At 74.6% G+C, this 13879-nt stretch carries 10 protein-coding genes; 4 read left to right on the top strand and 6 right to left on the bottom strand.

Going from position 1 to position 13879, the window contains the following annotated elements:
• Position 1: 1 nt before the first annotated feature.
• Positions 2–1057, bottom strand: coding sequence for an NlpC/P60 family protein (locus AB0L74_RS15195; RefSeq protein WP_365651197.1), 1056 nt, complete (start codon positions 1055–1057; stop codon positions 2–4).
• 450 nt (positions 1058–1507) lie between these two features.
• Between AB0L74_RS15195 and AB0L74_RS15190 the strand changes: the two genes are divergently transcribed.
• On the top strand, positions 1508–1861 hold the full coding sequence (locus tag AB0L74_RS15190; RefSeq protein WP_365650930.1) for a hypothetical protein: 354 nt from the start codon (positions 1508–1510) through the stop codon (positions 1859–1861).
• On the opposite strand, the gene AB0L74_RS15185 is transcribed toward AB0L74_RS15190, so the two are convergent.
• Positions 1839–2840 carry a tellurite resistance/C4-dicarboxylate transporter family protein gene (locus AB0L74_RS15185; protein WP_365650927.1) on the bottom strand — a complete coding sequence of 334 codons (1002 nt, stop codon included), beginning with the start codon at positions 2838–2840 and terminating at the stop codon, positions 1839–1841. The two genes, AB0L74_RS15190 and AB0L74_RS15185, sit on opposite strands and share 23 nt — an antisense overlap.
• A gap of 351 nt (positions 2841–3191) precedes the next feature.
• On the opposite strand from AB0L74_RS15185, the gene pcrA reads away from it, so the two are divergent.
• Positions 3192–5702, top strand: a complete 2511-nt coding sequence (gene pcrA / locus AB0L74_RS15180; RefSeq protein ID WP_365650924.1) for a DNA helicase PcrA — start codon at positions 3192–3194, stop codon at positions 5700–5702.
• 93 nt (positions 5703–5795) lie between these two features.
• Here the strand turns inward: pcrA and AB0L74_RS15175 are convergent, their stop codons facing one another.
• Together AB0L74_RS15175 and AB0L74_RS15170 are read right to left on the bottom strand one after the other, a co-directional pair.
• Entirely contained in the window at positions 5796–7433 is a 1638-nt protein-coding gene (locus AB0L74_RS15175; protein WP_365650921.1) for a M23 family metallopeptidase, read from the bottom strand.
• Between the two features lie 72 nt (positions 7434–7505).
• Positions 7506–8564 (bottom strand): alpha/beta fold hydrolase, encoded by a 1059-nt coding sequence (locus tag AB0L74_RS15170; protein ID WP_365650918.1) that lies wholly within the window; start codon positions 8562–8564, stop codon positions 7506–7508.
• 453 nt (positions 8565–9017) lie between these two features.
• Here AB0L74_RS15170 and AB0L74_RS15165 point away from each other — a divergent pair, with 453 nt between their 5' ends.
• Positions 9018–9434: a cobalamin B12-binding domain-containing protein gene (locus AB0L74_RS15165; RefSeq protein WP_365650915.1), complete on the top strand. Its 417-nt coding sequence runs from the start codon at positions 9018–9020 to the stop codon at positions 9432–9434.
• Between the two features lie 100 nt (positions 9435–9534).
• Here AB0L74_RS15165 and AB0L74_RS15160 read toward each other — a convergent pair whose 3' ends face one another.
• Positions 9535–11139, bottom strand: coding sequence for a DUF5691 domain-containing protein (locus AB0L74_RS15160; protein WP_365650912.1), 1605 nt, complete (start codon positions 11137–11139; stop codon positions 9535–9537).
• A gap of 21 nt (positions 11140–11160) precedes the next feature.
• Positions 11161–12522, bottom strand: coding sequence for an SWIM zinc finger family protein (locus AB0L74_RS15155; protein ID WP_365650909.1), 1362 nt, complete (start codon positions 12520–12522; stop codon positions 11161–11163).
• Positions 12523–12654: 132 nt separating this feature from the next.
• On the opposite strand from AB0L74_RS15155, the gene AB0L74_RS15150 reads away from it, so the two are divergent.
• Positions 12655–13833 carry an AAA family ATPase gene (locus AB0L74_RS15150; RefSeq protein ID WP_365650906.1) on the top strand — a complete coding sequence of 393 codons (1179 nt, stop codon included), beginning with the start codon at positions 12655–12657 and terminating at the stop codon, positions 13831–13833.
• Positions 13834–13879 lie beyond the last annotated feature (46 nt).

Here is a 13879-nt window from a genome sequence, read left to right as displayed (position 1 = left end):
GTCACACGACCCGGGTCGCCCCGGCGAACGGCATCTGGTCGACGGGCGCCGACCGTACGGGGGCCGAGGGGTTGGGGGCGTGGATCATCCGGCCGTTCCCCACGTAGATGCCGACGTGGCTGATGCCGGAGTAGAAGAACACCAGGTCACCCGGGAGCAGTTCGGAGCGTGACACCCGGCGGCCGGCGCCGATCTGGGCGTAGGTGGTGCGGGGCAGGGCGACGCCAGCCGCGCGGTACGCCGCCTGGACGAGCCCCGAGCAGTCGAAGGCGTTCGGGCCGGTCGCGCCCCAGACGTACGGGCTGCCGATCTTCTGGTGGGCGTAGGCGACGGCCGCCGCGGCCCGGGCGTCGGGTGCCCGCACCGGCCCGGCGGCCGGCACGCCCTCCCGGGCGCCCGGCGCCGGCCGGGAGGCCCGGCCCGGTGCGCCGCCCAGCCCCGCGCGGTCCGCGGCCGACAGCGCGGACAGCAGCCGGCGGGCCGCGTCCAGTTTCCCGGTGACCGTCGCACGGTGACGTTTCAGCTCCGTCCGCCGCGACCTCAGCTCGGTCACCTCCACGCGGGCGGCCCCGCGCAGCCGCTCGATCTCCCGGAGATGCCCGCGTACGCGGGCGACGGCGGCCGCCTGCCTGCTGCCCACCCGTTCGGCGAGCGCGGCCCCTTCGAGGTATCCGTCGGGATTTTCGGAGAGGGCGAGCTGCAGCGCGGGATCGAGGCCGCCGCCGCGGTACTGCGCCGCCGCGGTCGTGCCCAGCAGGGTGCGTGCCGAGGAGAGCCGCTCCTGCTTGCGCGCCGCGGCGTCCTGTAGTCGCGCCAGCCGGCGCTCGGCCTGTCCGGCTCTCTCCTTCGCGCCGTTGTATCTCTCGGTGGCCACCTCGGCCTCCCGGTACAACTGCTCCACCTCGGCCCGGACCTGTGCCGGAGTCCGCTGCGGCTCGGCGTGTCCGGTTCCGTCGAGTCCGGCGGCGGTCGCCGCGCCCGTGAGGGCGATCGTGGCGGCGGTCCGTGCCGTACCGCCGCCCGCTCCTCGCTGCCGGGGCCTGCGGTGGCTTGCCACTGGCTCCACGTCCTTCCCTATGGCTCGTGTGTTCCGCCTGGGCGCCGGGTCCGCCGGGCGGAGGCCGGGCGGACGCACCGGCGGTCGGCCGGTGCGACGGCGACGGGTACGGGGGCGGGGCGCCCGCCGGACCCGCTCGGCGGTGGTGCCGGCTGCCGCCCCTGGCCCGGGCGGCGAGGGGGGCCGGGCACCTGGGGCAGGACGCTAGCTCTCGATACGCCGGGCCGGTCCCGAAATGTACGGAAGTGGCCCCAGCCGACCACTTGGTGACCGTAGGTGACCGTGGGGCGGAATGGCGATCGATACATTCACAGAGCGTGATGATCGATGCGAGTGATCACCGAGCCGGGAGGGGCTGCGGAGTGCTATGAGGCGCGCGGGCACCAGGGCGGGGACCCGGTGGCGGGCCGGTTCCGGGGGCGCCCGCGCCCGGGATTAGGCTCCGGCCTCATGGACGTACTCATCCACCTCTTCGTCGGCCTGCACATCATCGGCATCGCGGCGCTGCTGGGCGGCTTCCTGACCCAGATGAAGCCGATGGGCCAGGGCACCGCGCGCTTCGGTCCCGCGATGCTGCACGGCGCGCTGACGATGCTGGTCACCGGAGTGATCCTGGTCGGCCTCAACCAGGCCGACGACCAGCCCGTCGACAACATCAAGATCGGGGTGAAGCTGGCCCTGCTGATCGTGATCCTCGGCCTGGTCTACGTGAAGCGGGACGAGGAGAAGGCGGACAAGGGCCTGTTCGGGCTGGTCGGGCTGCTGACCATGGCGAACGTCTTCATCGCCGTGCTGTGGACCTGACCGTCTCCCCGGCGGCCGCGGACCGCAGCCCGTCCCGCGCGGACCCGACCGCGCCCGCGGCGACCGCCAGCCACGCGGCCACCGCGACCCACAGCAGCACCTGACCGGGCCCGCCCAGCCACGGCACGTCGACGACGGCGGCGACGGACAGCGTCGCCGCCGCCGTCATGCCCATCGGGAAGACGGTCGCCCAGCGGCGCACGTCGTACCGCGGCCGCGGCCACCCCGCCTCGGCGGCGAGCAGCACGACGTACCAGGCCAGATCGAGCACGAGCAGCGCGACGGTCACGGTGCGCAGGACACCGCTGTCGTCGTGGTTCCACAGGCGCAGGCCCGCGCCGGAGGCGGCCAGCAGTTTGGACCCCGCGAGCGCCGAGATGGCGAGCGCGCCGGCCGCGATCCAGTGGTCCCCGGCCCCCAGGGCCACCTGCCGCAGGTCGAAGCGGACCAAGGCGATCAGGTAGAGGACGAGCCCCAGCCAGAACAACACCAGGGCCGCGTGGGCCAGCCAGGCCGCCGAGGAGACCGGGGCCAGGGTCGCCCCCAGCACCGCGAGCCCCTGCGTCGCCACACAGCCGAGGAACACCGCCCCCGGCATGGGCCGCCCCCAGTGGCGTACGACCAGACAGAGCAGCCCCGGCCACAGCACCGCGGCCAGTGCCAGCAGCGCCTGCGCCACGACCTGCCAGCCGAGCTGGGAGAAGCGCGTGCCCAGCACGGTGGTGGCGGCGACCGCGGTGAGCGCGCCCGGCGTCCCCGCCTGCGCCACCCACCGCGCCCGCTCGCGCAGCAGCAGGACGACGAAGTTCAGGGCCAGCCCGAGCCAGGCGGCGCAGGCCAGGACCAGCGCGAGGCAGGACAGGAACTCGTGCCCCCTCAGATGCAGGCCGACCGACACGATGCCGGTCGCCATCACGGCGGCACCGGCCGCCGGCGGACGCTGCGCCCACCAGGCGCGCAGGGGTGAGGAGCCGGACATGGGGCCGATGCTAGGCAGCGGACGCGCCGCGCGGGCGGGGCACGCGCGCGTGCCGGGCGAAAACACCTGACTGCCCCGGCGCCGGGCGGGCGCGTCAGGGCGGAGGTACCGGCCGGGGCGCTCCGGCCGTGCCGGTGCCCGGCGTCACGTGCGACGGCGCTCTCCCCTTCCGGGCCGCCGTCGTGACCAAAGTCTCACGCGGTGCCCGGAGGAGCGTACGAGCCCTGACCCACCAGGGCGCGCGGGCGCGCGGGCCGCGCCCGCCGGGGGCGCGGACGTGAACGGGGGGGTGCGGGGATGTTGTCAAGGCGGCGGCCGGTTGTCGGTGGGGCGCCCTAGACTCGGAGAGCGATGAGCAGCCTCTTTGACGACAGCTTCCTGGCGGAACTCCAGGCCCCGCGCGGGCCCGAGGAAGAGCCCCCGCCGCCGCCCGAGGACGATCACGTACCGGAGCCCCTTCCGGACGATCTGTTCGGCGGGAAGTTCGACGTGCCGCCGGAGCGATGGGGCGCCGGCCCGGACGGGGCCGGGAGCGGGGGAGCCTACTACCGCAACGGCGCCCCGCGCCCGGTGGCCGACTCCGCCACGCTCCTGGCGGGGCTGAACGACAACCAGCGCGCCGCGGTCGTGCACGCCGGCTCCCCGCTGCTCATCGTCGCCGGTGCCGGCTCCGGCAAGACGCGGGTGCTCACCCACCGCATCGCCTACCTGCTGGCCGAGCGGGGCGTCCACCCGGGCCAGATCCTCGCGATCACCTTCACCAACAAGGCCGCGGGCGAGATGAAGGAGCGTGTGGAGCAGCTCGTCGGCCCGCGCGCGAACGCGATGTGGGTGATGACCTTCCACAGCGCGTGCGTGCGCATCCTGCGCCGGGAGAGCAAGAAGCTCGGCTTCACCTCCTCCTTCTCGATCTACGACGCGGCCGACTCCAAGCGCCTGATGGCCCTGGTCTGCCGCGACCTGGACCTCGACCCGAAGCGGTTCCCGCCCAAGTCCTTCAGCGCCAAGATCAGCAATCTCAAGAACGAGCTGATCGACGAGGAGGACTTCGCCGCCCAGGCGACCGACGGTTTCGAGAAGACCCTCGCCCAGGCCTACGCCCTCTACCAGTCGCGGCTGCGCGAGGCGAACGCCCTCGACTTCGACGACCTGATCATGACGACGGTCAACCTGCTGCGCGCCTTCCCGGACGTCGCCGAGCACTACCGCCGCCGGTTCCGCCACGTCCTGGTCGACGAGTACCAGGACACCAACCACGCGCAGTACGCCCTGGTCCGGGAGCTGGTCGGCACCGGTGCGTACGACGAGGACGTCCCCCCGGGCGAGGGCGACCTGCCGCCCGCCGAGCTGTGCGTCGTTGGTGACGCCGACCAGTCGATCTACGCCTTCCGCGGCGCGACCATCCGCAACATCCTCCAGTTCGAGGAGGACTACCCGGACGCCACGACGATCCTGCTGGAGCAGAACTACCGCTCCACGCAGACGATCCTGAGCGCGGCCAACGCCGTCATCGAGCGCAACGAGTCCCGCCGCCCGAAGAACCTGTGGACCAACCAGGGCGTCGGCTCGCTGATCACCGGGTACGTGGCCGACACCGAGCACGACGAGGCGCAGTTCGTCGCCGACGAGATCGACCGTCTCACGGACGCGGGCGAGGCCAAGGCCGGCGACGTCGCCGTCTTCTACCGCACCAACGCCCAGTCCCGTGTCTTCGAAGAGGTCTTCATCCGCGTCGGCCTGCCCTACAAGGTCGTCGGCGGCGTCCGCTTCTACGAGCGCAAGGAGGTCCGGGACGTCCTGGCCTACCTGCGGGTGCTCGCCAACCCCGAGGACTCCGTCCCGCTGCGCCGCATCCTCAACGTGCCCAAGCGCGGCATCGGCGACCGCGCCGAGGCCATGATCGACGCCCTCGCCCAGCGGGAGAAGATCGGCTTCCCGCAGGCCCTCAGGCGGGTCGACGAGGCGTACGGCATGGCGGCACGCTCCGCGAACGCCGTGAAGCGGTTCAACGCGCTCATGGAGGAGCTCCGTACGGTCGTCGAGTCCGGCGCGGGACCGGCGACCGTGCTGGAGGCGGTCCTGGAGCGCACCGGCTACCTGGCCGAGCTGCAGTCCTCCACCGACCCGCAGGACGAGACCCGGATCGAGAACCTCCAGGAGCTCGCCGCCGTCGCCCTGGAGTTCGAGCAGTCCCGCGGGGAGGGGAATCCCGGCACGCTCGCCGAGTTCCTGGAGCAGGTCGCCCTGGTCGCCGACTCCGACGAGATCCCCGACGAGGAGGGCGACGGCGTCGTCACCCTGATGACGCTGCACACCGCCAAGGGCCTGGAGTTCCCGGTCGTCTTCCTGACCGGCATGGAGGACGGCGTCTTCCCGCACATGCGCGCCCTCGGCCAGACCAAGGAGCTGGAGGAGGAGCGCCGCCTGGCGTACGTCGGCATCACGCGCGCGCGTGAGCGGCTGTACCTCACCCGGTCCACGATGCGCAGCGCCTGGGGGCAGCCGTCGTACAACCCGCCCTCGCGCTTCCTGGAGGAGATCCCGGCGGCCCACCTGGAGTGGAAGCGGACCGGGGCGACCGCGCCCGTGTCCTCCGGGCCGGCCTCGGGCATCGCCGCCTCGCTGTCGTCGTCCCGGTCGCGTTCCACGGCGGCGGGCGCGTCCGGCTTCGCCACGCGCCGGGCATCGGAGAAGCCGGTGGCGGCCCTGGCGGTCGGCGACCGGGTCACCCACGACCAGTTCGGGCTCGGCACCGTGATCGCGGTCAAGGGCACGGGAGCGAACGCGGAGGCGACGATCGACTTCGGTGACGCCAAGCCGAAGCGGCTGCTGCTGCGGTACGCGCCGGTCGAGAAGCTCTGAGCGGACGACGGGCCCCGAGAGGGAGGGAAGGCTTCGCGCAGGTGAGCCGCGATCCCGCCGCCGTCGGGGTGGGCGGGGGCGCGGCGCCCGGCGCTATGAGGGGTCGAGGCCGTGGCTGCGCAGCCACGACAGCGGGTCGATCGCCGAGCCGCCGCCCGGCCGCACCTCGAAGTGCAGGTGGGGGCCGGTCGAGTTGCCGGAGTTGCCGGAGTACGCGATCGGATCGCCGGCTTTCACGGTCGTACCGGAGGGAACGCGGTAACTGGAGAGGTGGCAGTACCACGTCTCCGTGCCGTCCTTCGCGGTCACGATCATCATGTTGCCGTAGGCGCTGTTCCACTGCGTGCGGACCGTGCCGTCGGTCGCGGCCATCACCGTCGTGCCGTAGGCGACGGGGAAGTCGATGCCGCTGTGGACGGACATCCAGTTGATGCCGGACTGGCCGTAGTAGGCGCTCAGGCCGTGCTGCGCGACCGGCAGGGCGAACTTCGGCCGCAGCCGCTCCTTGCGGGCCGCCTCCGCCGCCGCCCGCTTCTTCTCGGCCTCCTGCTGGGCCTCGAGGTCGATGCGCTCCTGGGTCCGGCTGGCCCGGTCGGCGAAGTCGTCGGCGCCGGCGGACAGACTCTGGAGCTGGGTGTCGAGCCGGTTGTTGGCGGTGGCCGGTTTCACCGACGGGGTGTCCGCCGCGGAAGCCGTGGTCTCCTTGGTGTCGTCGCCGCCGCTCAGCGTGGAGACGGAGGCGGCGGCGATGCCGGCGACGCCCATCACGCACGCCGAGGGCACGGCGATGGTCAGCAGCGCGGACCGCTTGGCGGGCTGACGGCGGCGGGAACGCCCACCGCCACGGGAGGCGGCGCGGGAGGCCGGAGTGACTTCCTCCTGCCCGTCGAGGAGCGGGCCGACGGCGGGCAGTTCACCCGTGGCGGCCGTCTCGTCGCCGGCCGCGGCGTCGTCCTCGTAGGCGAACCGCTCGAAGGGGTCCTCCGCCCGCCGCTCCCGCGGCCCGGTCCGCGGGGCGTGCGGGTCGGCCCCGGGGGTTGGGGCGGACTCCGGCGCGGCCACGTTCCACTGGGTGGCGTCGTAGGCGCCGGTGTCGAAGGTCCGCGCGCCCCACTCCCACTGCTGGGTCTGGTCGGCGGGGTTCCCGGACTGGTCCGGCTGGAGCCACGCCGCCGCGTCCCACTGGCCGGTGGTCTCGTTGCCCGTGGCCTGCGGCGGAATCACGGCCAGGTGGGGCTGACCGGCCGTCCACGCGCCGGTGTCGTAGGCGCCGGTGTCGTAGCCGGCGTCGTGCCGGTCCGCGTACGCGTCGTACCGCGGGCTCTGGTGGCCGGCCGCGGCCCACCGGGCGGCGTCGTACGTGCCGGTCGCGTCGTACGTGGCCGTGGTGTCGTACGCGCCCGTGTTCTGGGCCGGGAGACTCCCGAAGAGGGGGTCGGCCTCGTAGTCCGTGCCCGCGGGGCCGCCGGTCGTAAAACCGGTGGCGTCATAGTCGCCGTACGTGGTGAAGTCGCCGTACTGGGCTTCCTGCGTGCCGTACGACGCGTAAGGCGCCGGGGCCGCGTCGGAAGCCGGAGCCGGGGTCGGAAGGGTCCCCGACGGGTGACGGTCGTTCACCAACGTCTCTTTCGCCTCGACAACAGGGGCTGCGAGAGCAGTGCGGCGACTGTACCCGGCGGTACGCGGGCGCGACAATCTTCGCCAGGTTTCGCGCACGCAGGAAACGGGCATTCGGCCGTGATTCGGGGGACGGCGGGCGCGGGCTTGGCTTTGTGTTCGACCTCTGTTCGAGGCGTTGGAGTGTCAGGCGACGGTCAGACCGCCGGCGGGGTCACCGGTTCCGGTCTCCTCCCCGGGGGTGTCGAGGGCCTGCCGCACGGCGGTCGCGACGGCGGGGTGCACGGGGAGCGCCAGGTGGCCGATGCCGCTCACCCGTACGTTCCGCGCGATCAGGTCGGGGTGGGCGATACAGGCCGTCTCCAGCGGATCCATCAGGCGGTCCAGGTCGCTCCAGAAACCGACGAAGCGCGTACGGCAGCCGGGGGCGGGGCCGGCCAGCTCCTCCATGACCGGGGAGTCGGGGCGCATCTGGCGCACGATGGGGTGCGCGTTGGCCAGGGGCGCGACCCGGGTGCCCGCGTGCGGCGTACCGAGGGTCACCAGCGTCCGGACGCGGCCGTCGCCGCCGAGCCGCTGCACGTAGTACCGCGCGATCAGACCGCCGAGGCTGTGCCCGACGATGTCGACCCGCCCGCTGCCGGTGCGGTCGCAGAGCTCCTCGACGTGGCGGCCGAGCAGCTCGGCCGCGATACGTATGTCGCAGGTCAGCGGGGAGTAGTTCAGCGACACGAGCTGGCGCGCGCCGTGCTGGGCCAGGCTGCGGCGCAGCAGGACGAAGACCGAGCGGTTGTCGATGAAGCCGTGCAGGAGGACGACCGGTGGCCTGGCCGGCAGGAGCGGACGGGGGGCGCCCGGAGCCAGCCCGGACGCACCCGGAGCCCCGAGCGCCTCCGACGCCTCCGGTGTCCCGGCCGTCTCGGGCGTGTCGGGCGTGTCGGGCGTGTCGGGCGGATCGGACGGGGCGGGCGGAGGGCAGGGCGTGCCTGGCCCGGCGGGGCCACCGGGGGTGTGGAGGGGGCCCGCGGGGTTCGGGGGCTTCACGGGGGTGGCGCGGCGCTCTTGGGCGATGCCGTACGGATACAGGATGAGGTGCCCCGTGAGGATCGCGATCTCCAGCACGGTCGCCTTAAGGAGGGCCAGGGACACTCCCGGCACCCTGACCGGCACGATCGACGGCAGGGGCAGGGGCAGGAGACGCCGGCAGAGCGGGATGAACGGCTGTGCTGCTCTGGTGACCTTCATGGCCGACCTCCTGCCGGCACGCGGAAACGCGTCTGTTTCCCGTGTGCCCTCATGGAGAGAGGTGACACAAGCGCTCGGCGATGCCACTGAGGTGTGTGGGGTCGAGGACGCCTCAAGGGTCTGGGGATGCCGTAGTGCCGTGTCGCGGCTCTCCTCGCGCGTGGTCCGGCAGCTGCCCCAGTGCCGTGGGCGGATACGGCGCGGCGGTCGCGGGGAGCCGGAACGGTGCGCGACGAACGTGTCCCACTGTGTGATTTCCCCCTCGGTATCCACCGCGAAACCGCCCGTTGCGCGATGCTGGCGATAACGTTCGTTCACTTAGCCGGGCGGTGGCGTGCCGGTGCCGGGCAAGGAGCGGGCGCGCCGCGCGGGTGCCGCGCGGGAGCGGGTGGTGCACTGTGCACCTGCGCAGGTGTGGTTACGGATGGATGTAGTCGCTTCATGGAGGCAGTGATGGGTGTGGCAGCCGGTCCGATCCGCGTGGTGGTGGCCAAGCCGGGGCTCGACGGCCACGATCGCGGAGCCAAGGTGATCGCGCGGGCCCTGCGCGACGCCGGTATGGAGGTCATCTACACCGGGCTCCACCAGACGCCCGAGCAGATCGTGGACACCGCGATCCAGGAGGACGCCGACGCGATCGGGCTGTCCATCCTCTCCGGCGCGCACAACACGCTCTTCGCCGCCGTGATCGATCTGCTGAAGGAGCGGGACGCGGCGGACATCCTGGTCTTCGGCGGCGGCATCATCCCCGAGGCGGACATCCCCCCGCTGAAGGAGAAGGGCGTGGCGGAGATCTTCACGCCCGGTGCGACGACGGCCTCGATCGTGGACTGGGTGCGGGCGAACGTGCGGCAGCCGGCCGAGGCGTAGGCGCGGCTGTCCCCGCCCGCGCGGGGACAGCCGGAGGCGGCGGGCCGCCGGCTGCGGCGTCCGGACGGGAGCGCGGGAGCGGGCGCGGGCGCGGCCGTGGTCACCTCAGTTCGTCGGCCATCGCCGCCCGCAGCCGCAAGGTGGTGACCAGGCGCTGGAAGGCCTCCGCCCAGTACCCGCCCGCTCCCGGTGACGCGTCCTCCGGTTCGTCGGGGACGGCGAGGAGGCCGTCGAGGCGGCTTGCCTCGGCGGGGTCGAGGCAGCGTTCGGCCAGGCCCATGACGCCGCTGAAGCTCCACGGGTAACTGCCGGCGTCGCGCGCGATGTCGAGCGCGTCGACCACCGCCCGCCCCAGGGGGGCCGCCCACGGTACGGCGCAGACCCCGAGGAGCTGGAACGCCTCGGACAGGCCGTGCGTCGCGATGAACCCGGCGACCCACTCGGCCCGTTCGCCGGGGGACAGGATGCCGAGCAGCTTGGCCCGTTCGGCCAGGGAGACCGCCCCCGGGCCGCCGGCCTCCGGTGCCGTGGGCGAGCCGAGGAGGGCCCGGGCCCACTCCGCGTCGCGCTGCCGTACGGCCGCCCGGCACCAGGCCGCGTGCAGGTCGTCGCGCCAGTCGTCCGCCACCGGCAGCGTGACGATCCGGCCGGGGGCGCGTCCGCCGAGCCGCGCGGGCCAGACGCGCAGCGGTGCCGCCTCCGCCAGCTGGCCGAACCACCAGGAGCGCTCGCCGCGGCCGGTGGGCGGCGTGGGCAGGACGCCGTCCCGCTCCATGTCCGCGTCGCACGCGTGCGGCGCCTCCACGACGATCGTCGGGGTGTCCCGGGTGTGGTCGATGGCCACGCAGGCCGCCGCCCGGACCGCCATGCGCGAGGCGAGGGCCGAGTCCGGCAGGGCGGACAGCAGTTCCGCCGCCGTGAGGCGCACGTTGCGGCTGCGGTCGCGGAGCGCCTCTTCCAGGAACGGTTCGTCCTCGGGGCTCAGGCCGGTGCGCAGCGAGTCGAGGAACATCAGGCGGTCCTCCGCCCGCTCCGTCGTCCAGGTGGAGGCGAGCAGTGCGCGAGCGGCGGCCGGATCGCGGGAGCGCAGGGACGCCAGCAGGGCGACGCGTTCGGCGAACAGGCCCTCCTGCCAGAGCGCGTGTGTCCTTTCCGGGTCGCCGGGGCGGCCGGGCGCGCTCGCGCCGCCCGCCGCGCGCAGGGCGAACCGCCAGTCCGGGTTCAGCCGGGCCAGCCACAGGGCACGCGGCCCGGCGAACCTCAGGACCGCCGGGCGCAGGTCCGTGCGTCCCCGGGCCGCGTCCAGCAGGGCGGGCAGCGCCTGCGCGGGCGCCGCGAAGCCGCGGGCGTTGGCCGCCGCGAGCCACTGGGGCAGCAGCTCCGTCAGGTCCGGGGCGGTCCCCCTGCCGGGTGTGGCCGGGCGGTCGGCCAGCAGCATGGCGAGGCGGCGGGCGGCCGCGGCCGGCAGCGGGGGCCGGGGGTCGGCGGGCGCCGGTTCGGGGCGGTCCGCGGCCGGTGCGGGGCGCAGTCCGGCGCGTCTGCGTACGGTCTCCGCGGCCGCGGCGTCCAGCAGGGCCGCCGGCGCGTCGGGGCCGGGCGCGCAGCCCGGGGGCGTGCGCCGCTCCGTGCCCAGCAGGGCCGCCGTGACGAGGTCCTCCCAGCCGCCCGGGACGGGCGCCTCGGCAGCGGGGGATGGGCTGGTCATGCGGTTCCTTTCCGGTCGGGCTCAGCAGAGGGGGACGGCGGTGCCCTCGCCCCCGTCCGCGGGCCAGACGGTCAGTGGGGTGAAGCCCTGGTGGCCGAGCTCGCCGAAGACCTTGACGGGACCGCCGCCCGAGACGGCGACCAGGCGCCACAGGCCGGACCGGGCGCGGGCGGCGGCCGTGAGCGGCAGGGCCGTGTCCGCGTCGGCGTCGGCCAGCTGCCAGGAGTCGCCGTCCGGGACCGGCACCACCCGGTCCAGGGTCACCGGGACCGCGTCCAGCCAGGGGTCGTCGCGCAGCGCGTCGCCGTAGCGGGCGGCCGCCTGCGAGGTGGTCAGGCCCGGCGGGCGGACCGACGTGTGCGCGGGCGGGGCGAACCGCTCGCCGAGTGCCGCCCGCAGCTGCCCGGGGCCCGGGTACGCGGTCACCTCCGCCTCCAGCGCCAGTCCGGCCGGCAGCGCGAGGTCGGGAGCGCGGCCGGCCGCGCCGTAGGAAAGGAGCAGCGCGGTCCGCTGCGACGCGGCGCCGTACAGCCATATGCGGCGGGTCGTCAGGCGGCTGTCCCCGGTGTCGTACTGGGCGAGGACCAGCCAGTGGTCACGCAGGGGCGGGCCGTCCGGCGAGGCGGGCAGGCCGACGCGTGAGCGGACCGTCACCGCCAGGCCGTCCGGCAGGTCCTCCCGGCGCAGCCAGCCCCGGCCGAGGAGGTGGAGGAGGGCGCACTCCTCCAGCAGGCGCGCGGGCCACCCGGAGCCGGAGGACGGGATCGCCGCCGCCTCGCGCACGCGGGCGGCCAGGCCGGGCGCCTGCGCGTCGACCATCCGGGCGGCGGTCTCCTCCCACAGCCCGTACCCGGCCTGCTGGACGCCGGCCAGCCCCCCGCGCAGCAGGTCCGCCAGCCGCCGCTCCAGCTCGGTGGCCCCCGCGGTGATCCGCTCGGCCCGCCGCTCCGCCCGGCGCCGTGCCGCCCGCGGGTCGGCGGGCGGGGCGGCGGCGCCGGACGCCCCGGCCGGCCGCTCCCGCTCCGCGCGTCCGCGCCGGGCCGCGATCCACCGCTCCGCCCAGTCCGGCGGCTGTCCCCGCGGCACCCGGCCCTCTCCCTCCGCCCAGAGCAGCAGCAGCCCGAGCGCGTGCTTGCACGGCACCTTGCGGCTCGGGCAACTGCACCTGTACGCCGCCCCGGAGACGTCCGTGACATCGACGACCGTCCGGTACGGCTCGGTGCCGCCGCCCTCGCACAGTCCCCATACCGCCCCCTCCTCGGAACCGCCCGCCCCGGACCACGGCCCGGCCGCGCCGAGTCGGCGGCCCGCTTCGCGTGACGCGTCGTCAGGTGCCAGTGCCAGCACCCGGTCCGCGGTCCAGCGCACCCCCTGCTGAGTCATGCCATCGAAGGTAGATCCCGCCACTGACAATCGCCCCGGGCAGCGAGAAGCCGCAGGTCAGAGCGATTGTCAGTGGGATGGTGCACCGTGGGGACCAGATCCGAACCGGCCGAGCTGGAGGGGGACTCAGCCATGCCTGTCTCCGTTGAACCGACGTCCGCCGACCCGGGCCGGAGCGCGTCCGCGCCCGCGCACACCGGCTCCGCCCCCGGCCCCGCGGGCACGGCGCAGGGGCAGGCGCTGCGCCCGCACGCCGAGGACGCCTTCGCCGCCGAACTGGCCGCCCTGGCCGCGCGGGACGACCGGCCGCGCCCGGCCCGCTGGAAGCTGTCGCCGTGGGCCGTGGCGACGTACCTGCTCGGCGGCACCCTGCCGGACGGCACGGTGATCACACCGAAGTACGTGGGCCCGCGGCGGATCGTCGAGGTCGCCGTCAGCACCCTCGCCACCGACCGCGCGCTGCTCCTGCTCGGCGTGCCCGGCACCGCGAAGACCTGGGTGTCCGAGCACCTGGCGGCGGCGGTCAGCGGCGACTCGACCCTGCTGGTGCAGGGCACGGCCGGCACCCCGGAGGAGGCGATCCGCTACGGCTGGGACTACGCGCGGCTGCTCGCGCACGGCCCCAGCCGCGAGGCCCTCGTGCCCAGCCCGGTCATGCGGGCCATGGCGGAGGGGATGACCGCCCGCGTGGAGGAGCTGACCCGCATCCCGGCCGATGTGCAGGACACGCTCATCACGATCCTGTCGGAGAAGACGCTGCCGATACCGGAGCTGGGCCAGGAGGTGCAGGCGGTCCGCGGCTTCAACCTGATCGCCACGGCCAACGACCGCGACCGCGGTGTCAACGAGCTGTCCAGCGCCCTGCGCCGCCGCTTCAACACCGTGGTGCTGCCGCTGCCGGAGAGCGCCGAGGCGGAGGTCGGCATCGTCGCGCGCCGCGTGGAGCAGATCGGCCGCTCCCTCGACCTGCCGGCCGTGCCGGAGGGCATCGACGAGATCCGCCGCGTCGTGACCGTCTTCCGCGAGCTGCGGGGCGGTGTGACGGCCGACGGGCGGACGAAGCTGAAGTCACCGAGCGGCACGCTGTCCACCGCCGAGGCGATCTCCGTCGTCACGGGCGGCCTCGCGCTGGCCGCCCACTTCGGTGACGGCGTGCTGCGGCCGGGCGATGTCGCCGCCGGTCTTCTCGGGGCCGTCGTCCGCGATCCGGCGGCCGACCGCGTCATCTGGCAGGAGTACCTGGAGACGGTCGTGCGGGAGCGGGACGGCTGGAAGGACTTCTACCGCGCCTGCCGGGAGGTGAGCGTGTGATCTGCCGGGCGGGGAGGCCGGCGGCCGGCGCCGGAGGGCCGGACGG

Source organism: Streptomyces sp. NPDC052020 (genome assembly GCF_040680575.1).
GTDB lineage: Bacteria > Actinomycetota > Actinomycetes > Streptomycetales > Streptomycetaceae > Streptomyces.
Note: the sequence above shows the minus strand (reverse complement) of the source record. Positions and strands in the feature narration are given on the sequence as shown.